The organism is Thioclava sp. F36-7 (genome assembly GCF_002020075.1).
GTDB classification, from domain to species: Bacteria; Pseudomonadota; Alphaproteobacteria; order Rhodobacterales; family Rhodobacteraceae; genus Thioclava; species Thioclava sediminum.
Genome location: NZ_MPZR01000001.1, coordinates 542561 through 562803, shown reverse-complemented (window position 1 = coordinate 562803; position 20243 = coordinate 542561). Strand labels below are relative to the sequence as shown.

Genomic DNA, 20243 nt, shown 5'->3' with positions numbered 1-20243 from the left:
CGCCGCTTGTGCGTGGCGGCGGGCACCTTCCCCAACTCTTTGGAAAGTTTCAGCATGTCCACCCGTATCGCCATCGTCACTGATATCCACCATGGCAAACCCTCGACCGCGAAGCGCGGCGACATGGCGCTGCCCCTGATGGAAGACTTCGCCCGTTACGTTCGCGACGGCGGCGCCGATCTGGTGCTCGATCTCGGGGACCGGATCTCGGATGAGAACCGCGACACCGACCTACGTCTGGAAGCCGAGGTGGCCGAGGCGTTCCGCGCCGTCGAGGCCCCGATCCTGCATCTCAACGGCAACCATGATCGCGATCATCTGGAGGTCTCGGATAACGAAGGAATCCTCGGCCAGACGCTCGATCACGGGGTCGTCGATATCGGTGGCTGGCGCATCGTCCTGTGGCGCGCCGATACGCGTATCCGCCGGATGCCCGACTATTCCGGCTTCGTGCTCACCGAGCCCGATGTGGTCTGGCTCTCGCGCACCATGCAGGCGAGCGATCGTCCGACGCTCGTGGTCAGCCATGTGCCGATCTCGGGTCATTCGCAGCTGGGCAACTACTATTTCGAGAACAACCCGGCCAGCTCGACCTATCCGATGGCCGAGCGCGCCCGTGCCGCTCTGTCTCGCGCGAAGGTGCCGGTCGTCTGTCTTGCCGGTCACGTGCATTGGAACACCGTCACCACCGTCGACGGCATCACCCATCTGACCCAGCAATCGCTGACCGAGAGCTTTACCACCGAGGGCGACCCCGCCGGCGCGATGGGGATGATCGAACTGGGCGACAGTCTCCGCTGGGAGGTCGTGGGCGACGATCCGTTCGCCTTCGAGACCACTCCCCGCCATCGCCGCTGGACGCCCCCGCTGCCGTCCTTCGCCGACCACCCCGAGGCACGCGTCCGCCGCGCTGCCGCAGCCGCGAGTTGATCCATGAGCCGCGCACCGCTTCTGTCAGTCCAGAACCTGAGCCTCGCTTTCGGCTCCCACACCGCGCTGTCGGGGCTCAGCTTCGACATCGCACGCGGCGAGACCGTCGCGCTGGTGGGGGAGTCCGGCTCGGGCAAATCCGCCACCGCGCTGGCGCTGATGCGCCTGATCGAACGCGAGGGTGGGCGCCTGACCGGCGGGCGCATCGATCTGGATGGCGACACGCCGGTTGAGATCACCGCGCTCGAGGAACGCGAAATGCAGCAGGTGCGCGGCAACCGGATCTCTATGATCTTTCAGGAGCCGATGACCGCGCTCAACCCGGTGATGCCGCTTGGCGAACAGGTGGCAGAAGTCCTGCGCCTGCATCAGGGCTTGGACCGCAAGGCGTCGCTGGCCGCGGCCCGCGCCGCCTTCGAGCGGGTCAATATCCCCGAACCCGAGCGGCGGCTGGTGCAATATCCGCACGAGCTGTCGGGCGGGCTGCGTCAGCGCGTCATGATCGCGATGGCGCTGGCCTGCCAGCCCGATCTGCTGATCGCCGATGAACCGACGACCGCGCTCGACGTGACGACGCAGGCGGAAATCCTGTCGCTGATCAAGGAGTTGCAGGAAGAAAGCGGAATGGCCGTGCTGTTCATCACCCACGACATGGGGGTGGTGGCCGAGATCGCCGACCGCGTCGTCGTGCTGTGTCGCGGCGAACAGGTCGAAACCGGTCCGGTCGGGCAGATCTTCGCCGCACCGCAGGCCGAATATACCCGCAACCTGATGGCGGCGACGCCGATGCTTGGGGCGGGGGCTCCGAAACGACCCCTCAGCGCCGATGCGCCGCTCCTCGAAGTCGATCGGCTCTCTGTGCGTTTCCCGGTGCGCCGCGCTGCTCCGGGGCGGCCTGCGCTCGATTATCACGCGGTCAACGAGGTCTCGCTGACCCTCGGGCGCGGAGAAACGCTCGGGCTGGTGGGGGAATCCGGTTGCGGCAAATCCACTCTGGCGCGGACCTTGCTCGGGCTCGAGGCAGCCTCCGGCGGGCGGGTCCGGCTGAGCGGGCAGACCCTGACCGGCCTGACGGCGCAAGAGCTGCGCCCGCTGCGCGGAAAGATGCAGATGGTCTTTCAGGACCCCTATGCCAGCCTCAATCCGCGGCTCCCGGTCTACGATCTGATCACCGAGCCCGCCCATATCCGCAACCCGATGACGCGCGCCGAGCGGCGGGCGATGGCGGGTGACCTTCTGGAGCGGGTCGGTCTGGAACCCGCCGCGATGGACCGTTACCCGCACCAGTTCTCCGGCGGGCAGCGCCAGCGGCTTTGCATCTGCCGCGCGCTCTCTGTCAAACCGGCGATCATCGTCGCGGATGAGGCGGTCTCGGCCCTCGACGTATCGGTCGCGCGCCAGATCACCGATCTGATCGCCAAACTGCAGCGGGAGGAGGGCGTCTCTTTCCTCTTCATCTCCCACGATATCGCGGTCGTCGAACGCGTCAGCCACCGCATCGCCGTGATGTGGGCGGGGCAGGTCGTCGAAACCGGGCCGACCGACACCGTGCTGAAGAACCCGTTTCATCCCTATACCCGACGACTGCTGTCGGCGGTGCCGCATCCGGACCCGCAGCGCAGACCGCTCCAGCGCGAGCGCGCATCCGACCTGAAAACGCCGAAGCTTCTGCTGCCGCGCGCCACAGACCCCGAGCGCATCGCGCTGCGTGAAGTCGGGGAGGGGCATTTCGTGGCCATCCGCGACACGGTCGAGCTGATGGCCTACCAGTCGATGGCAAGCGCCGCGCCAGAAGCGGTTCGCGAAGCGGAGCGCGAAGGCGTCGGGAGCATGGTTTTCTAGCCGTCTCGGAGTCGTCGGCGCTGGGCTACCCAGATCGCCGCTGCTGCAACTGACCCGCCACCGAACTTTCGTCCAGCGCCTTCAGGAAGAGCGAGAAGAGCTGCGCCTGAGACGAGATCGACAGCTTCCGGTAGGCGTTCTTGCGATGGACCTTCACCGTCTCGTCGCTGATCTCGAGATTTGCGCCGATCGCCGTGGTCGAATAGCCACGCAGCACCATCGCAATCACCTCGGTCTCGCGCGGGGTCAGAACGCCACCGGCAATCCGGTCGAGCAGGACCTGCAGAGGGGGCAGGGCGGTCTCCGCCGCATCGTCGCGCGCCTCGCGCGCTGCCGTGACGCCCCAATGGCCGCGCATCAGGGCTTCGATGACGGGGCCCACCTCAGCGAGCCGTGTCCGCTCGCGCGCACTGAAAACCGGCTGGCCGCGTTCCCGGGCGAAGCTGATCACCGCGACCCGCTCCGGCCCGATCGCGGCGAAGATGCCGATCTCGTCGCGAATGCCGGTGCGGCTGTAATGCTTGGCGTAATATTCCGACTGGAAAAACTTGTCCGGTGCCATCTGTCGAAGACCGGCCATCCCCGAGCGCCGCCGTTCGGTCTCGGCGTAGAACGGGTCGAGCAGATACGGACCGGTGCAGTAATCCCAGATCACGATCCGCGCCGCATTCGGCGGCAGATTGTGGTATAGCGATTGCGGCGTCGCGTTGCCCTCATAGGCAAAAACCATGCAAATCTTGTAGGGAAACAGCGTCTCCGTCGCCCGGTCGAGCGTTCGGGCGAACTCTTCGGTTCCCATCGCAGTGATCGCATCCGCGATGCGCTCATTCCATCCTGACATCGTTCCCGGTCTCGCTTTGATCCGCGGCGCCCGTTGCGGGGAACGCGGCATACCCCTCGGGGGGTATTGGTAGGCTCAGCCAAGGCTCTAAGCTGAACCGGATCAGGAAAAAATGGAATGCTGCGGAATGCAAGCTGATACCCCCCTTCATGTCGATATGCACGAAATGCTCGATCGGATCGGCGCGCAATACGTGCATATCGGGATTTTCGATCAGGACGGGATGTTCCGCGTCAAACGGGTCGCGCGCGCCAAGGCGGAGAAGCTGGCCCAAGGGGGCTACCCGTTCTGCGATGTGCTCTACAATTGGGATAGCGCCGAGGAGACCTACGGGAGCGGCGACTATACCGATGTTCCGGCGCAGCTTTTCCCCGAGACGGTGCGCGCCTGGCCCTTCGAGGGCGATCAGGCGATCTGCATCGCCGATTATGCGATGCCCTTCGGAGAGCGGTCAGGACGAAATCAGTTGATCCGCCAGCTCGAGAAAGCGCGCGACATGGGCTTCTCGGTCCATTCGGCTTTCGAGTTCGAGTTCAACCTGCTCGACGAGGACGCGGCGAGCCTGCGCGAAGGCGGGTTTGCTGAGCCCAAGCATTACGCGCTGGGCAATAAGACCTACTCGCTCGAGACGCTGGCGAATGAGCACGAGCTGCTGGATGGGCTCGTGGCGATGATGGAGAGCCTCGGGATCGGTCTCGACGCGCTGCATACGGAACTTGGCCCCGGCTGTCTCGAAGTGCCGCTGACCCATGCGCCCGGGGTCAAGGCCGCCGACGATGCCGCCTTGTTCAAGAACTTCGCGAAGACATACTTCCGGCGCCACGGGCTCACCGCCTGCTTCATGTCGAAGCTGAATGAAAACCTCTCGGGGCAGTCCGGGCACCTGCATGTCTCGCTGCGTAACCTGACCGACAACAGCCCCGCCTTCGTCGATCCCGGCGATGCGGACGGGCTGAGCCAGACCGCCCGGCATTTCATCGCCGGGCTGGTCGCCTTGATGCCGGAGATGCTCGCGCTGTGCAGCCAGACGGTGAATGCCTATCGCCGGATGGTTCCGGGGATGTGGGCGCCCACTGCGGCCTCATGGGCGATCCAGAACCGCACGGTCGCGGCGCGGGTGATGAATGACAGCCCCGATGCGACCCGTGTGGAATTCCGTGTGCCGTCGGCAGATACGAACCCGCATCTGGCCTTGGCCATGTGCCTCGGGGCCGGGTTGTGGGGGATCGAGAACGAGCTCGATCCGGGCCCGCCTGCTTCGGGCGATCAGTATCTTCTGGACCCGTCGCCCGACACGCGTTTCCCGAGTGATCTTGGCATGGCCGCCGAGCGGTTAAACGAGAGCAAAGTCGCTCGGGCGATTTTCGGCGACGTGTTCATCGACAGTTTCGTGCGCGCGCGGCGCCACGAATACGCTTCTTTCCTTCGCCATGTGAGCACTTGGGAACGCGAAAGATACCTAGAGGTCGTCTGAAACAAGAAAACAAAGCTGGCCTTGATCCAACCAACCGGGAGTAAAGAGAGATGACAAAGTCCAAGGGAATACCGATGTTTTCACCCAATCGCCGCACGTTCCTGCAAGGCATGGGCGCGGCAGGGCTCGCGGGGGCAGGGTTGATGCCGCGCAAGGCACATGCCGCCACCTCGATGAAATTCATGTGTTGGGAGGGCTATGACAGCCCCGACATCATCAAGCCCTTCGAGGAGGCGAACGACGTTTCGATCTCGATCGACCTCATCACCGACAGCCCCGGCGGGTTCGCCAAGCTCGCAGCCGGCGCATGGCGCGATTTCGACGTCGTGGCCACCGACAGCCCGTGGGTGCAGCGCATGGGCCCGGCCGATATCGGGGAATTCCTCGACGATGCCGAGTTCGCCGATGTCTACGAGAGCTTCTACCCGCAGTTCCGCGCCCCCTTCGCGCCGCTGGATTTCGACGGGAAGACCACCGGCCTGCCGACGCGCTGGGGCTGGGTCGGGCCGACCGTCAACACCAAATATGACAAGCTCGAGAACTGGAGCAGCTACGCCCCCTGTTTCGATCCGGCCTACAAGGACAAGATCTGTGTGCTCGACTGGGGCGACTGGCCGATCATGCCGATGGCGCTCTATGCCGGGATCGATCCCTACAAGGAGCTCGACGACGCCGAGCTCAACGAAATCCGCCTCGTGCTGCGCGCGCTCTTCAAGAACACGCGGGCGATCGTCGGTGACCTGTCGGTCGCGCAGAAGGGTTTGATGGACGGCTCGTTCAGAACCCTGATCGGGGGCGGCACCTACTGCACCTCGGCGCTGCGCAAGGATGGTCAGAAAGAGATCATGTCGATCGTGCCTGAGCCAAAGGACGGCTTGAACCAGGGCATCATCTGGATGGAAGCGGGCGGCGTCGTGAAAGACCCGGTCGACGATGCCAAGGCCAAGGCGCTGCTGCGCGACCTGACCTCGCCGGAAGTGGCCGTCAAGCTCGCCTGGACGGAAGCGACCTGCAACCTCGTGCCCTCGCAGGAAGCCGAAGCTCTGTTCACCGACGAGCAGAAGGACGTGCTGCAGATGGATTACATGTGGGAGGCCTGGGACAAGTCCCACTTCCACAATGTGGCGCCGAATATCGACCAGATGCTTGAGATCTGGTCTCAGGAACTGGCCGCCGCGCGTTGATCTCCCGATTTGCAAGGGCGGTTTCGCCGCCCTTGCTCCCTTTCTGAGACAGGAAGTCCCCCTTGGTTTCTCCCATCATCAAAGCCACCGGAATCGATAAATACTACGGCACCTATCGCGCGCTGACCGATATCTCACTGGAAGTCGCCAATGGAGAATTTCTGGCCCTCGTCGGGCCTTCGGGCTGCGGCAAGACCACGTTGCTCAAGATCCTGGCCGGTTTCGAGGACCTGTCAGCAGGCAGCCTCGTGATCGACGGGGAGGATATGACGGAGATCCCCGCCTCGGCCCGACCGACGCGGATGGTGTTCCAGAAGCTCGCGCTTTTCCCGCACAAGACCGTGGCGCAGAATATCGGTTTCCCGCTGCATCTGGCCAAACGCCCGAAGCCCGAGATCGATGCGGCCGTGCGCCGGATGTTGGAGCTGATGCATCTCAAGGAGAGCTACCTCAAACGCTACCCGCACGAGCTGTCGGGCGGGGAACAGCAGCGCGTGGCGCTCGCGCGGTCGATGGTGTCCCAGCCGCCGGTGCTGCTGCTGGACGAACCGATGAGCGCGCTCGATGCGAAGCTGAAGAAATCCCTGCAGGCCGAACTCAAGCACCTGCATCGCCATGTCGGGACGAGCTTCGTCCATGTCACGCATGACCTCGAAGAGGCGATGATGCTCGCCGATCGGATTTGCGTCATGCGCGCCGGGAAGATCGTGCAACTGGGCGAGCCGTCCGAGATTTATTACCGCCCCGCGAATGCCTTCGTGGCCGGGTTCATCGGGGATACCAATCTCCTGCCCGCCAAGGTCACGCGAGAGGGCGATGCGTTCCGGTTCGCCTGCGACGTCCTCGACTGCGCAAACCCGATCATCGCCGCCGATCAGGTCGCGCCCGGTGTTGCGGCAGGCGCCGATGCGGCGCTGATGATCCGTCCGGAAATGCTGCGCCTGCTTGCGCCGGGCGAAAGCGCCGACTGCACCATTACCGGAACGGTAAACGAGTTCTTCATCCGCGGCGCATCGATCCAATATCGGATCGCGGCGGCTGGAACCGAGATCGTGATGGATATCCCCGGCACCTCCACCTTGCCGGCGAAACAAGGCGATCCGGTGAAGCTCGGTCTCGCGCTGGGCGATCTGTTCGCCGTGGAGGCGTAAGCGATGGCCGAGATACAGAAATCCTGGCGGGACGGGGCATTGCGCCTCTCGACCTTGCCGCTCTTGCTGCTGATGGGGCTGTTCTTCGTGATCCCGCTGATCATGACGGCGCTCCTGAGTTTTCAGGGCACGCAATACTATCGGCTCGTCTGGACCTGGGATCTGAAGGTCTGGACCGACGTGTTCAGCCAAGTCCATTACTGGACGATCATGTGGCGCACATTGATGATGGCGCTGGTCTGCACGGTCCTCTGCACCATCCTCGCGATCCCGATCGCCTATGGCATGCTGCATCGCCTGTCGCGCTGGTCCGACCATATCACGCTGCTGATGGTCTTCGCCTTTCTCACCGATGCGGTCCTGAAGACCTTCGGTTGGGTGCTGTTTCTCGACCGCTCCGGCGTGTTGAACGGCACGCTCGAGGCGATCGGATTTCCGCCAGCCGCGGTGAACGTGCTGTTCACGCCGAACGCGACGATGATCGGCATGGTCTACAATCTGCTGCCCTATACGATCTTCACCATCGCGCTCTCCATGGCGCGGATCGACGGCGATCTGGTGCTCGCGGCACGTGATGCGGGCGCCTCGCGGCTGCGCGCCTTCATCGAGGTGACCTTGCCGCTGGCCAAGCCCGGCATCTGGGCGGGGGCGGTTCTGGTGTTCGTCCTCAGCCTCGGCGTCTTTCTCGAGCCGAAGGTGATGGGGGGCGGGACCTCTCCGCTCGCTGCGGAACTGATCCGACAGAGTTTCGAGACCCGCGTGAACTGGCCCCTGGGCGCGGCGCTGACGCTCGTGCTGATCGTGATCGGGGCGGCGGCTTTGACGGTGGCCGGAGCGGTCGCGCTCTGGCAGGCGCGGAGGGTGGTAAATGACTGATCGCATGGAAAAGCGAATTGCGGATGTCCTGCTTTACGGCTCCGTGTTCGCCGCGCTGATTTTCTTCTACATCCCGATTGCTACGCTGGTGCTGTTCTCCTTCACCAAGAGCCGCTTCCTGTCCTGGCCGATCCCCGAATTCTCGACCCGCTGGTATGGCGAGTTGCTGGCGGATCGCGATTTCTGGTCCGCGCTTGGCAATTCGGCGCTTCTCGCGGTGCTCGCGACGGTCTTCGCGACGCTTCTCGGCATCGGGGGCGCCTTCGCCTGGAGCCGCTACAAGTTCCGCTTCCAATGGGGCTTTCGCATCCTGACCTTCGCGCCGCTTCTGTTCCCGCAGCTTTTGCTGGGCGTCGTGATGCTCTTGTGGTTCTCGGTGCTGGCCGGCTGGCTGAACATGTCGCCCGGGCTTTGGTCCGCGGTGATCGGGCATGTCATCTACATCACGCCCTTCTGCATCGTGATCATCTCGGTGCAGATGCAGGGCTATGACAACACGCTCGACTATGCCGCCGAGGATGCGGGGGCGACCCGCTGGCAGATCCTGCGGGAGATCACGCTTCCCCTGATCTGGCCGGGGATATTCTCGGCCGCGATCTTCGCCTTCCTGCTATCGTGGGGGAATTTCTACATCACCTACAGCCTCTCGGGCTCGACGCGCACGCTGCCGACCTTCGTCTTCTCGGGGATCGCGGTGGGGTCGTCCCCGATCTACCCGGCCCTCGCCACGCTGACCTTCATCCCCGCCTTGGTATTGATCTTCGCCGTCGACAGGTTGCGCAAACGCGCCGCCCGTCGCCGCCTGAGCGCGATTGCCGAGAGCTGATCACTTCGACAGGACCTTCCCATGAGTGAATTCGATTTTGCGAGCCTCCACGCGCGCTGGAGCTTCCCGACGCAAGTCTGGTTCGGAGCTTGGCGCCTGTCCGATCTTCCCGCAGGCTTGGCGGAGATCGGTGCGAAGGCACCGCTCCTGATCACCGATAGAGGTCTCGCCACGTCTTCGATCGCAACGCAGGCGCTGGAGATCGTGAAAGCTGCAGGCATGGAGCCCGGATTCTTCCACGATGTGCAGCCGAACCCCACTGTGGAAAATGTCATGGCGGGACGGGAGGTCTTGCGCAAAGGCGGCCATGATTGCGTCATTGCGCTTGGCGGGGGCTCCGCGATGGATGCTGCCAAGGCGGTTGCGATGATGGCGGGGCAAGCGCGCCCGCTGATGGATTTCGAGGATGTCGGTGACAACTTCCGGCGCGTTCAGACCGAGGGAATGGTGCCTGTCATCGCGATCCCGACAACGGCAGGGACGGGTTCCGAATTCGGCAGATCGTCGGTGATCACCGATACCCAGACCCATCGCAAGGTCATCATCTTCCACCCCGAGATGCTGCCGGAGCTGGTGATCCTCGATCCCGAGCTGACCGTTGGCCTACCGCCCACTCTGACGGCCGCGACCGGTATGGATGCGCTCTCGCACGCGCTGGAAGCGCTCTGTGCGCCGGGCTGGCACCCGATGGCCGATGGCTTGGCCCTGACGGCATTGAAGATGATCGATGGAGCCCTCGCGACGGCCTATTGGGAGCCCGAAAATCTGGAGGCGCGCTCGAACATGATCGTCGCCTCCGCGATGGCCTGCACGGCCCTGCAAAAGGGGCTCGGCGCGGTGCATGCCTTGGCGCATCCGTTGGGCGCGCGTTACGATGCGCATCACGGAATGCTCAATGCGGTGCTGATGCCCCATGTGCTTCGCTTCAACCTGCCTGCCGTGAGAGAGCAGATGGCGACGCTCGCGCATGAATTGCGGCTCGAGGGCGGCGATCCCGGCGCGGCGGTTCTTGCCTGGTTGGAGGCGTTGCAGGCGCGCATCGACATGCCTTCGACGCTGAGCGAAATGGGCGTGAAGGTGAATGACAGTGATATTTCCGATCTGATCGCTGATGCGTTGCGTGATCCGTGCGCCGGAGGCAATCCGATCCCCTTGGATCCGGAAGGGGTCGAGCAGATCTTGCGGGCCGCCCGCTGACTGCCGGGCTGCGGCGCAAGCGATCCTCAAGGCATCGGGGGGCGGCCTGTCGTCGCTCGGCGTCGGCCTTGTCGTGCTGCCCGGCTACAATCGGCCCGAGAACGATCGCGCGCGTGCGGGCCCTGCGCTTCACCTGCGCGGGAATATGCATTCCGAAGATATTGAACCGCTTATCGATCACCCGGACTTCGTGGTGGTGCTGAGGGCTCTGGGAGAGCTCCAGTTCGGGAGATCGCACTTCCTAAGCGCACGGGGCAGGGCCTCAGGGGCGCCTCCCAACGCAATTTGACATCGATGACATTTCTGATTATGACATCGATGTCTTTTGGGAGTCGCGGAGTTTTCTCTGCGTTGGAGGGGCCGTCGTGTCGACGATTTACGATGTAGCAAAGCTGGCCGGCGTTTCGCCGAAAACGGTCTCTCGCGTCGTGAACGGGGATGCGCCGGTCGGCAAAAAGACCCGCGAGAAGGTGGAAGCCGCCATTCGCGAGTTGAAATATGTCCCCTCGAGCGCGGCACGCATGATGCGCTCGAACCGGTCGGGTCTGATCGGCGTCGTGACGGGGGCGATTTCGCGCACGGCCGAGCTGTCCGACCCCAAGGGTCTGCCCGATCTGTTCATCCTTCAGGGCATTCAGCAGGTCGTCGCCGAGCGCGATCTGACCTTGATGATCGCGGATACGGCCGGACAGATCGACAAGGTTCCCGCACTCCTGCGCACGTTTCAGGAGCATCGGGTCGAGGGGCTGATCTATGTCGCCGACTATCACAAGCGGGTGGCCTTCGAGACCGCGACACCGGCTTGCCCGCTGGTGCTCGCAAACTGCTACGACGCCCATGGCACCCCGGCGATCGTGCCCGACGACAAGGCGTGTGAGAAACGGCTCGTCGAGCGTCTGACCGCGCATGGCCACAGGCGCATTGCCTATCTGACATTCGATCCCGCGATGGATGCGGTGCCGCTTCGCATCGAGGGGTATCGCGAAGCGCTCGAGGCCGCGGGGATCGCCTACGACCCCGCGCTCGTATCGACAGGCTACCCGATCAACACCGAATTTCTGCACCGGTGGCTCGACGAGGCGCTCGACCGGATCCTCGCCCTGCCGGAACCGCCAACAGTGATCTGCTGCGGCAATGACGAGATGGCGATGCAGCTTTACGGATTGCTGCGCACCCGCGGCATCCGTGTCCCGGAGGATATCTCCATCGCCGGTTTCGATAATTACCGTGCGATCGCAGAGACCCTCTACCCGCCGCTGAGCACGGTCGAACTGCCCTATGCCGAGATGGGCAGGCAGGCGGCCGAGCTTTTGCTTTCCTTGATCTCGGAGGAGGCATCCCGTCCGCACGACCCTGTGCGGGTGGCGGGACGCGTATTCTGGCGCTCCTCCGTGACCGACCTCGAACTCGAAAGCCAGACATCCAAGGGAGGATGACATGAAACTATTGAATGTGACGGCCGGGGCGGTCATTGCCGCCACCGGGTTCTGCAGTGCTGCCTTCGCGACCACCGATCTGACGATGTGGTATCACGGTGCAGGCAACAAGGTGGAGAGCAAGATCGTCCACCAGATCATCGACGACTTCAACAAGAGCCAGTCGGATTACAAGGTCGCTCTGCAGAGCTTCCCGCAAAACAGCTACAATGACTCGGTGACGGCGGCCGCGCTCGCGGGGAACCTGCCCGACATTCTCGACATGGACGGGCCGATCATGCCGAACTGGGCGTGGTCGGGCTATCTGCAGCCGCTGCCGATCCCGGAAGATCACTTCAAAGATTTCCTGCCCGGCACCAAGGGCGTCTATGACGGCAAGCTCTACTCGATCGGGCTGTGGGACGCGGCGGTCGCGCTTTATGCGCGCAAGTCCACGATGAAAGAGCTGGGGCTGCGCACGCCCACGCTCGACAAGCCCTGGACCAAAGACGAGTTCATGAACGCGCTCGAGGCCGCGAAGAAGAGCGGCAAGTTCGACTACGCGATCGATCTGGGCATGTCGGACAAGGGCGAGTGGTATCCCTATGCGTTCCTGCCCTTCCTTCAGAGCTTCGGCGGCGGGCTGGTCAACCGCAAGACCTATGACACCGCGGAGGGCGTGCTCAACGGCGATGCGGCGATCGCATGGGGCAACTGGTGGCAGTCGCTGTTCACCGAAAAGCTGGCGCCCGGCACCAGCCAGGACCCGGCAGCCCATGAAACCGGCTTCATCGACGGCAAATACGCCTTCTCGTGGAACGGCAACTGGAACGCGGTCAAGACGATGGACAAGGTCGACGATGTCGAGTTCCTGCCCGCGCCGGACTTCGGCAACGGCTCCAAGATCGGCGGCGCGTCCTGGCAGTTCGGCATCTCGGCCAGCTCCAAGGCTCCCGAGGGTGCTGCGGAGTTCATCAAGTTCGCGACGCAGGACAAGTATCTGGCGGAGTTCTCGGATGCGCTCGGCCTGATCCCGGCGACCAAGTCGGCCGCGCAGATGACCAAGAACTACAAGACGGGCGGCCCGCTCGCGGTGTTCTACGGCCTGTCCGAGGCGCAAGCCGAGAAACGTCCGGTGACGCCCGGCTACGTCGTCGACTCCAAGGTGTTCCAGAAGGCCGCCGCGGATATCGCGGACGGGGCTGACGTGATCGACACGCTCGATTCCGCCACCGACCAGATCAACGCCGATATCAAGCGCAATGACGGCTACAAGAAGAACTGAGCCGCTGTGCCGCGGGGGCGCGCGATTGCCGCGCCCCCACCTCCAACTTCAGACCGGGAGACCGCGCCATGCGCTCGTCACTGACTTCCGCCAATCGGGCGGGATGGGCCTTTGCCCTGCCGGGCATCGTGCTGATCCTCGCTTTCATCATCACACCTTTCTTTCTGGGCGTCGGCTTCTCGCTGACCAACCAGCGGCTGATCTCGCCCAATGCCACGCGTTTCGTAGGCCTCGAGAACTACCGGGAAATGCTCAACATCGCGGTGGTCGACCTTCAGGCCAAGACCGATAGCGCGGGCAAGACCGTCACCGATGCCGACGGGCAGGCCGAATTTCCCCGCCTGCGCTCCATCACGCGCAACCCCGACACGCCGCAATATCACGGCATGCAGGAATGGTTCCGCTGGGTCTCGGGCGACACGGCGCATGTGGTGATCGCAAGCGACGTCGTGTTCTGGAAAGCGCTGCTCAACACCTGCATCTTCGTGCTGATGGTCGCACCGATCCAGGCCGCGATCGCGCTGGGTCTCGCGCTGCTGATCAATCAGAAACTGCGCGGGATCACGATCTTCCGCACCATCTATTTCATGCCCGTGGTCGTCTCGATCGTCGTCGTCTCGCTGCTCTGGCGTTTCATCTATTCGGGGCAGAACGGGCTCTTGAACAACATGCTGTCCTTCCTGAGCTTCGGGCATTTCCAGCCCGTCGACTGGCTGGGCAATCCACATACCGCGCTTGGCGCGATCATCACGATGTCGATCTGGCAGGCGGTGGGCTTCCACATGGTGATCTGGCTCTCCGGGCTGCAGACGATCCCGCCCACGCTCTACGAGGCCGCAGCGATCGAAGGCGCGTCGAAATGGCAGACCTTCCGCTATGTCACCTGGCCGGGGCTGCGACACACCGCGGTGCTCGTGCTGATCGTGATCACCATGCAGGCCTTCGCGATCTTCGCCCAGATCGACGTCATGACGAAGGGCGGGCCGCTCGACTCCACCCAGACGCTGGTCTTCCAGGCCGTGCAACGCGGCTACGGGATGCAGAACATCGCGGGCGGCTCGGCGATCTCGGTGATCCTGTTCCTGATCGTTCTGGTGATTTCGATGATCCAACGCTGGCTGACGAGGGAGCGCTGAAATGAGTGTCATTGGTTCCGATAACCGCAATCTGCGGCTGGGTGTGCGCTATCTCGTGCTGATCCTGATCGCGCTGATCTTCGTCCTGCCGCTGCTGTTCATGGTGATTTCCAGCTTCAAGCCCAGCGACGAGCTGCTGCGCGACACGTCGAGCCTGCGCGCCTTCCTGCCGGTGGGCCAGCTCAGCCTCGACAATTACACCGGCGCCTTCGAGCGCGCCCCGGTCGGGCTCTTCGTCTTCAACTCGATCTTCGTGACCGGGACGACGGTGCTACTGTCGCTGGTGATCTGTTCGCTCGCCGGGTTCTCCTTCGTCTTCCTGCAATGGCGCGGGCGCGACGTGATGCTCTCGATCATTCTCGCGACCTTCATCGTGCCGTTCGAGACGATCGCGATCCCGCTTCTGCTGGAAGTGTCGAAACTGCCCTGGCTGGGGCTGGACGGGCTCAGCTGGGGCTGGCTCGACAGCTACCGCGTGCAGATCATCCCGTGGATCGCGGACGGGCTGACGATCTTCCTCTTCGTGCAGTATTTCAAAGGCCTTCCCGGCGAGCTGATCGAGGCGGCCCGCGTCGAGGGCGCAAGCTGGTTCCAGATCTATCGCCGCGTGGTGATCCCGCTCTCGGGGCCTGTCATCGCGACCGCCGCGATCCTGAAATTCCTGATCATGTACAACCAGTATCTCTGGCCGCTGATCGTGGTCCAGCAAGAGCAGTATCGCCCGGTAATGGTCGGCCTGCAGTATTTCTTCCAACTCAACCCCGCATGGGGGGAGATCATGGCTTACCTGACGCTGATCACGGTGCCGGTTCTCGCCTTCTATCTCGTGCTTCAAAAGGCGTTCATCGCCTCCATCGCCTCTACCGGCGTGAAAGGATAATCCGACATGGTTCTCGCACTCGACAAGCAATGGGTCTGGGACAGCTGGTATGCCCATGACGGCGAACGCTGGCATGCCTGGTTCCTCAAGGCTGACAAGTCGCTCGGCGATCCGGACCTGCGCCACTTCAACGTGAGCCAGGGCCACGCGGTCTCGGACGACCTGATAAGCTGGCACCATCTGGGAACGTCGCTTACCCCGGCCCCGGCTCCGGCCTGGGACGATCTGGTCACCTGGACCGGCTCGGTGCTGCGCGACGATGACGGGCTGTGGCACCTGTTCTACACAGGCGGTCGGCAGTCTGAAGACGGGCTCTATCAGCGCATCGGTCATGCAACCTCGCATGATATGCACAACTGGGACCGCGTGGGCGACGGGCTCTGCCTCGACCTGACCGGCCCCAATGCCGCGCAGTACGAGGCAGAACATATGGTCGGTCACTGGCACGACCGGGCGATGCGCGACCCTTGGGTGATGCGCGACCCCGCAGGCGACGGCTGGCTGATGTATTTCACCGCCCGCGCCCCCGGCATCGAAGAGGCGAATGCGGCCGGGGCCATCGGCTTCGCCACCTCGCCCGACCTGATCCACTGGGAATTGCAGCCGCCGGTCTTCGTCGGCGGGTTCGGTCAGCTCGAAGTGCCGCAGGTCTTCGAGGAGAACGGGCGCTGGTATTGCCTGTTCTGCACCGCCGCCGAGCACTGGAGCCGCGCGCGGATCGCGGAAACCGGCATGACCCCGGTGACCGGCAACCACTACCTGATCGCAGACGACCCGCGCGGGCCGTGGCGGATCGCCCCCGGCTTCCTCGATGGCGCGAACCCGTGCCGGCGCTATGCCGCACGCATCCTCGAGACCGCCGAGGGGCTGGTGATCATGGGGTTCGACGACAACGGCCACGACCATTTCGTCGGCCAGATCCGCGACCCGGAGCCCGTTCTCGTGGACGCAGAGGGTTATCTGCACATCGACGCGGATGCCGAGCAGGGAGGGAAATGACATGGCAGACATCAAGCTGCGCGGCCTGCGAAAGAGCTATGGCGCCCATGAGGTCATCCGCGGAGTCGATATCGACATCGCCGATGGCGAGTTCTGCGTCTTCGTAGGCCCCTCGGGCTGCGGGAAATCCACGCTGCTGCGGATGATTGCAGGGCTCGAGGACATCTCGGGCGGCACGCTGGAGATCGACGGCGAGCGCGTCAATGACGTGCAGCCCCGCGAACGCGGCGTGGCGATGGTGTTCCAGAGCTACGCGATCTTCCCGCATATGAGCGTGCGCGACAACATGGCCTTCGGCCTCACCATCTCGGGCGCGTCGAAAGCCGAGAAGGCGGAGAAAGTGCAGCGCGCCGCCGAGATCCTGCAGATGGAGCATCTGCTCGACCGTCGCCCCAGCCAGCTCTCGGGCGGCCAGCGCCAGCGCGTCGCGATCGGGCGCGCGATCACCCGCAACCCTTCGGTCTTCCTCTTCGACGAGCCGCTCTCGAACCTCGACGCGGCGCTTCGGATGGACATGCGCATGGAGATCGGCAAGCTCCACAAGCAACTGGGCGCGACGATGATCTACGTCACCCACGATCAGGTCGAGGCGATGACGCTCGCCGACAAGATCGTGGTGCTGCGCGACGGGCTGGTGATGCAGTCGGGCTCGCCGATGGAGCTCTATCACAACCCGGCCAACCGCTTCGTCGCCGGCTTCCTCGGCGCGCCGTCGATGAATTTCCTCGAGGTCGAAGTCCTGGAGGCCGACAGTGAAAACGCCAAGGTCGCGCGCCACTCCATGGACCCGATCGTCGTGCCCGTGCGCGGTCGTAAATTCGCCCCCGGCGACACCGCCCTGCTGGGCCTGCGCCCGCAATACGTCACCCCCAGCACGCCCGATGAGGGCGTCCTGCACGGTCAGGTGTCTCTGGTCGAACGGCTGGGCAGTGAAACGGTCGTCGATCTGGCGATGGAGGATGGCACGAGCCTGATCGCCGCCTTCAGCGAGGACAAGCAATTCGAACGCGGCGAACGGATCGATCTGGCGTTCGACCCCGCCCGGACGCATCTGTTCCACCCCGACGAATGAGGGGTGGCGCTCACCGGCCCTTGAGCCCATCCTCCCGATGGACCTAAGGTCGGCCATGTTCGAACATTCAAACCGGACCGCTCGGGCGGAGCTGAAAAATGCTCAGCCCGACCATTTCTGGCCGGGCTGAAACGTCGCTTTCGGGAGGTGCGTGGGCTCAGTCGAGCCCGTTCGCGCGTGCTACGAAATCCGCGAGATGCGGCACGTAATCTTCAGAGCCGTCGCCACCGGTTGCCATCGCCATCGCGAAGGCGTTTTTGGCCGTGCTGGCGAGCGGGGTCGCGACGGTGGCGGCGTTGGCCATCGTCTCGACATAGCGCAGATCCTTGTAGGCATTGGCGAGGGTGAACTTGTGCGCCTCGCGGTTGCCCTCGAGCGCGTAGCCCATGAAGGTCTGGTAGAAGCCGCAATCCATCCGGCCGCCCCGGATCACCTTGTCGAACTGCTCGATCGGAATGCCCACCTTGCGCGACAGCGCGAGGGCTTCGGAATAAAGCGCGGCATAGCCGAGAGAGATGAAGTTGTTGAGCAGCTTCATACGGTGGCCGTCGCCGAGGCTGCCCACGCGCACGATCTTGCCCGCCCAGGTGTCGATGACCGGTTCGATGCGTGCGAACAGCTCTTCATCCGCGCCGACCATGCAATCGAGCGTACCTTCCCAGGCCTCTTTCGGGGTGCGGCTGAGCGGTGCATCGGCATAGGCGACGCCGATCGCCTCCATGTCCTGTGCGAGCTTCATCGTCATGGTCGGCTCGCCGGTCGAGCAATCAATGATCACGCTGCCTTCTTTCAGGCCCGGGGTCAGCTTCGCGACCGCCTCAGCGGCCTCGGGCGCGCCGGTGAGGCACAGGAAGATGATCGACGAACGGGCGGCGAGGTCTTCGTAGGACGATGCCTCGGTCGCCCCGCGCGAGACCAGGTCCTCGATCGGCTTGCGGTTGCGGTGGGCGATCACGGTCAGCGGATAGCCTTTCTCGACGATGTTCTTGGCCATGCCGTGGCCCATCAGGCCGGTGCCGATGAAGCCGATGGTTTCCTGGGTCTTAGTCATTGGGTACTCCGCTTGGGTCGGTAGGTCGTGAAATTTGGGTCAGAGATTGAAGCGCTTGCGCAAGTCCGCGACCTGCGACTGGGTGAGCGGGCGGATCGCGTGGCCTTGCAGCGCGAGGAACAGCTTGGAAGTCTCCTCCAGCTCTTCGGCGGCGTATTGCGCGTTCGACAGGCTGGTGCCTGCGACGACGGGGCCGTGATTGGCCAGCAGCACCGAGTGATGCGCGCTGGCGAGCGAGCGCACGGCCTCGGCTAGTTCGGGATCGCCCGGCGCGTAGTAGGGGACCAGCGGCAGCTTGCCCACGCGCATCACGTGATAGGCGGTCAGCGGCGGCAGCACGTCCTCGGGGTCGATGTCGCGCAGGATCGAGACGGCCGTCGAATGGGTCGAGTGCAGGTGGATCACCGCGCCCGCCTCCTGACGCTCGTCATACATCGCGAAATGCAGGAAGGATTCCTTGGTCGGCTTGTCGCCCGAGACGAAATTTCCATCCCGGTCGAAGAGCGAGATCCGGGCCGGATCGAGCGTGCCGAGCGAGGCGTTGGTCGGCGTCATCAACCAACCGCCATCGGGCAGCCGCGCCGAGATATTGCCCGAAGACCCTGCGGTCAGGCCGCGATCGAAGAGCGAGCGCCCGATGGTGCAGATCTGGTCGCGCAGACGGGTCTCATCCGACATGTTCGGCCTCCGGCTCCAGCAGGTCCCACGCCTTGAGGAAGAAGTCCTCGGCGCCGAAATTGCCCGATTTGAGCGCGAGCGCGAGGCGTGGGCCGGACAGGCTCATCGTCCACGGCACGCCGGGGTCGATCTCCGGGCCGATGTCGAGCAGGCGCACGCCGAGCGCCGTCGTCACCGCGCCCGACGTCTCGCCGCCCGCGATCAGCATCCGGGTGAACCCGGCGTCGCGCAGTCGTTCGGCGACCGCGGCCAGCGTGTCTTCGACCAGCGCGCCGGAGGCGTCACGGCCCAAGCGGGACTGGATCTTGGTGAGTTGCGCAGGATCGGCGCTGGAAAAGATCAGGGGTGTGCTGTCGGCGGGCTGCGCGATGGCCCAGTCGGCGATCTCATCCGCGCTCTGTCTGCCTTCGGTCAGTGCCTCCACGTCGAGCGCTAGGCTCGGCAGGCCCGCCGCTTGCGCCGCCGCGATCTGGCCACGGGTCGCGACCGAGCAGGAGCCCGCGAGGATCGCGCAGCGGCCCTCCGGAGCTTGCATCCGATCCGGGGCGCTATGCGCGTCGCTCTGGGCACGAAGGGCCGCGGCCAGACCCAGGCCGATGCCCGAACCGCCGGTGATCAGCGGCATCTCCGCGCAAGCCGCGCCGAGCGTCATCAGATCCGATTCGTCGATCGTGTCGGTGACGACGATGCGGGTGCCAGCGGCACGTGCGGCCTCGAGCGCCTCGCGCAGCGCGGCCTCTCCCTGCCGGATCGTCGCAACGTCGATCGAGCCCACTTTCAGCGCCGTCTGCCGCCCCAGAACGCGCACCAGATCGGGGTCGCGCATCGGGGTGAGCGGGTGGTCCTTGAGCGGGCTTTCCGACAGCAGGCGATCGCCCACGAAAAGGTGGCCCTTGTAGACCGTGCGCCCGGTCGCCGGGAAGGCGGGGCAGGCGATGGTCAGGGTCGCGCCGGTGAACTCCATCAGGGCCTCGGTGACGGGCCCGATATTGCCTTCGTCGGTGGAGTCGAAGGTCGAGCAATACTTGAACATCAGGCCCTGCGCCCCGGCTGCGCGCAGGGCTTTCGCGGCCTGCAGCGACATCTCGACCGCGTCGGCTGCCGGAATGGTGCGCGACTTCAGCGCGACCACCACCGCATCGGCCCCTGAAAGGTCCATTTGCGGCCCCGGTAGGCCGATGACCTGCCGCGTCTTCAACCCGCTGCGTGACAGCATCAGGCACAGGTCAGTGGCGCCGGTAATATCGTCGGCGACCGCTCCGATCAGCATGGAAATTCCTCCCTCGGTCCACAGATCGCCGATCGCCCCGACGGCTCGGGACGGCGATTTCACATAGCCCTTGCCAAGCCGTTGCAGCTCGGGCTAACGATGTAATGACAACGCTATCATTCCAGCAATGCAAGCG

The 20243-nt window shown here is 64.2% G+C and carries 18 protein-coding genes; 14 read left to right on the top strand and 4 right to left on the bottom strand.

Annotated features, from left to right (window positions below; genetic code table 11):
* The first annotated feature begins 54 nt into the window (after positions 1-54).
* Together BMI89_RS20535 and BMI89_RS02435 are read left to right on the top strand one after the other, a co-directional pair.
* Complete coding sequence (locus BMI89_RS20535) at positions 55-930, top strand: metallophosphoesterase (protein ID WP_143593795.1); 876 nt, start codon at positions 55-57, stop codon at positions 928-930.
* Between the two features lie 3 nt (positions 931-933).
* Positions 934-2772 (top strand): ABC transporter ATP-binding protein, encoded by a 1839-nt coding sequence (locus BMI89_RS02435; RefSeq protein WP_143593794.1) that lies wholly within the window; start codon positions 934-936, stop codon positions 2770-2772.
* 25 nt (positions 2773-2797) lie between these two features.
* On the opposite strand, the gene BMI89_RS02430 is transcribed toward BMI89_RS02435, so the two are convergent.
* Positions 2798-3613, bottom strand: coding sequence for a helix-turn-helix transcriptional regulator (locus tag BMI89_RS02430; RefSeq protein ID WP_168176759.1), 816 nt, complete (start codon positions 3611-3613; stop codon positions 2798-2800).
* Positions 3614-3740: 127 nt separating this feature from the next.
* On the opposite strand from BMI89_RS02430, the gene BMI89_RS02425 reads away from it, so the two are divergent.
* The 12 genes from BMI89_RS02425 to ugpC all read left to right on the top strand — a co-directional run bounded on the left by BMI89_RS02425 (position 3741) and on the right by ugpC (position 17108).
* Positions 3741-5087: a glutamine synthetase gene (locus BMI89_RS02425; protein WP_078569692.1), complete on the top strand. Its 1347-nt coding sequence runs from the start codon at positions 3741-3743 to the stop codon at positions 5085-5087.
* A 74-nt stretch (positions 5088-5161) separates the two neighbouring features.
* On the top strand, positions 5162-6271 hold the full coding sequence (locus tag BMI89_RS02420; RefSeq protein ID WP_158522092.1) for an extracellular solute-binding protein: 1110 nt from the start codon (positions 5162-5164) through the stop codon (positions 6269-6271).
* 62 nt (positions 6272-6333) lie between these two features.
* The gene (locus BMI89_RS02415) at positions 6334-7422 is read left to right on the top strand and encodes an ABC transporter ATP-binding protein (protein WP_078569690.1); all 1089 of its coding nucleotides are present in this window, start codon (positions 6334-6336) and stop codon (positions 7420-7422) included.
* Positions 7423-7425: 3 nt separating this feature from the next.
* Positions 7426-8298, top strand: a complete 873-nt coding sequence (locus BMI89_RS02410) for an ABC transporter permease (protein WP_078545692.1) — start codon at positions 7426-7428, stop codon at positions 8296-8298.
* The gene (locus tag BMI89_RS02405) at positions 8291-9124 is read left to right on the top strand and encodes an ABC transporter permease (protein WP_078519941.1); all 834 of its coding nucleotides are present in this window, start codon (positions 8291-8293) and stop codon (positions 9122-9124) included. The genes BMI89_RS02410 and BMI89_RS02405 overlap by 8 nt, the downstream gene beginning before the upstream one ends.
* A 21-nt stretch (positions 9125-9145) precedes the next feature.
* On the top strand, positions 9146-10321 hold the full coding sequence (locus tag BMI89_RS02400; RefSeq protein ID WP_078569689.1) for an iron-containing alcohol dehydrogenase: 1176 nt from the start codon (positions 9146-9148) through the stop codon (positions 10319-10321).
* 365 nt (positions 10322-10686) lie between these two features.
* Positions 10687-11757, top strand: a complete 1071-nt coding sequence (locus tag BMI89_RS02395; RefSeq protein ID WP_078539978.1) for a LacI family DNA-binding transcriptional regulator — start codon at positions 10687-10689, stop codon at positions 11755-11757.
* Between the two features lies 1 nt (position 11758).
* Positions 11759-13021, top strand: coding sequence for an extracellular solute-binding protein (locus BMI89_RS02390; RefSeq protein ID WP_078569688.1), 1263 nt, complete (start codon positions 11759-11761; stop codon positions 13019-13021).
* A 68-nt stretch (positions 13022-13089) separates the two neighbouring features.
* On the top strand, positions 13090-14157 hold the full coding sequence (locus BMI89_RS02385; RefSeq protein WP_078519937.1) for a sugar ABC transporter permease: 1068 nt from the start codon (positions 13090-13092) through the stop codon (positions 14155-14157).
* Between the two features lies 1 nt (position 14158).
* Positions 14159-15037, top strand: coding sequence for a carbohydrate ABC transporter permease (locus BMI89_RS02380; RefSeq protein ID WP_078569687.1), 879 nt, complete (start codon positions 14159-14161; stop codon positions 15035-15037).
* 6 nt (positions 15038-15043) lie between these two features.
* The gene (locus BMI89_RS02375) at positions 15044-16036 is read left to right on the top strand and encodes a levansucrase (RefSeq protein ID WP_078569686.1); all 993 of its coding nucleotides are present in this window, start codon (positions 15044-15046) and stop codon (positions 16034-16036) included.
* Position 16037: 1 nt separating this feature from the next.
* Positions 16038-17108: a sn-glycerol-3-phosphate ABC transporter ATP-binding protein UgpC gene (gene ugpC / locus BMI89_RS02370; protein ID WP_078569685.1), complete on the top strand. Its 1071-nt coding sequence runs from the start codon at positions 16038-16040 to the stop codon at positions 17106-17108.
* Between the two features lie 157 nt (positions 17109-17265).
* On the opposite strand, the gene BMI89_RS02365 is transcribed toward ugpC, so the two are convergent.
* From BMI89_RS02365 to otnK, 3 genes are read right to left on the bottom strand one after another with little or no spacing between them, the layout of a single operon-like run.
* Entirely contained in the window at positions 17266-18159 is an 894-nt protein-coding gene (locus tag BMI89_RS02365) for an NAD(P)-dependent oxidoreductase (RefSeq protein ID WP_078569684.1), read from the bottom strand.
* Between the two features lie 39 nt (positions 18160-18198).
* Entirely contained in the window at positions 18199-18837 is a 639-nt protein-coding gene (gene otnC / locus BMI89_RS02360; protein ID WP_078519932.1) for a 3-oxo-tetronate 4-phosphate decarboxylase, read from the bottom strand.
* Positions 18827-20107 carry a 3-oxo-tetronate kinase gene (otnK, locus tag BMI89_RS02355; protein WP_078569683.1) on the bottom strand — a complete coding sequence of 427 codons (1281 nt, stop codon included), beginning with the start codon at positions 20105-20107 and terminating at the stop codon, positions 18827-18829. Before otnK ends, otnC begins: the two co-directional genes overlap by 11 nt.
* Positions 20108-20243: the final 136 nt, after the last annotated feature.

Coding starts and splice junctions, on each gene's coding strand:
- BMI89_RS02375 (WP_078569686.1), top strand. CDS start 15,044: ATGGTTCTCGCACTCGACAAGCAATGGGTCTGGGACAGCTGGTATGCC.
- BMI89_RS02390 (WP_078569688.1), top strand. CDS start 11,759: ATGAAACTATTGAATGTGACGGCCGGGGCGGTCATTGCCGCCACCGGG.
- otnK (WP_078569683.1), bottom strand. CDS start 20,107: ATGCTGATCGGAGCGGTCGCCGACGATATTACCGGCGCCACTGACCTG.
- BMI89_RS02380 (WP_078569687.1), top strand. CDS start 14,159: ATGAGTGTCATTGGTTCCGATAACCGCAATCTGCGGCTGGGTGTGCGC.
- BMI89_RS02385 (WP_078519937.1), top strand. CDS start 13,090: ATGCGCTCGTCACTGACTTCCGCCAATCGGGCGGGATGGGCCTTTGCC.
- BMI89_RS02400 (WP_078569689.1), top strand. CDS start 9,146: ATGAGTGAATTCGATTTTGCGAGCCTCCACGCGCGCTGGAGCTTCCCG.
- BMI89_RS02425 (WP_078569692.1), top strand. CDS start 3,741: ATGCAAGCTGATACCCCCCTTCATGTCGATATGCACGAAATGCTCGAT.
- otnC (WP_078519932.1), bottom strand. CDS start 18,837: ATGTCGGATGAGACCCGTCTGCGCGACCAGATCTGCACCATCGGGCGC.
- BMI89_RS02410 (WP_078545692.1), top strand. CDS start 7,426: ATGGCCGAGATACAGAAATCCTGGCGGGACGGGGCATTGCGCCTCTCG.
- BMI89_RS02430 (WP_168176759.1), bottom strand. CDS start 3,613: ATGTCAGGATGGAATGAGCGCATCGCGGATGCGATCACTGCGATGGGA.
- BMI89_RS02365 (WP_078569684.1), bottom strand. CDS start 18,159: ATGACTAAGACCCAGGAAACCATCGGCTTCATCGGCACCGGCCTGATG.
- ugpC (WP_078569685.1), top strand. CDS start 16,038: ATGGCAGACATCAAGCTGCGCGGCCTGCGAAAGAGCTATGGCGCCCAT.
- BMI89_RS02435 (WP_143593794.1), top strand. CDS start 934: ATGAGCCGCGCACCGCTTCTGTCAGTCCAGAACCTGAGCCTCGCTTTC.
- BMI89_RS02420 (WP_158522092.1), top strand. CDS start 5,162: ATGTTTTCACCCAATCGCCGCACGTTCCTGCAAGGCATGGGCGCGGCA.
- BMI89_RS02405 (WP_078519941.1), top strand. CDS start 8,291: ATGACTGATCGCATGGAAAAGCGAATTGCGGATGTCCTGCTTTACGGC.
- BMI89_RS20535 (WP_143593795.1), top strand. CDS start 55: ATGTCCACCCGTATCGCCATCGTCACTGATATCCACCATGGCAAACCC.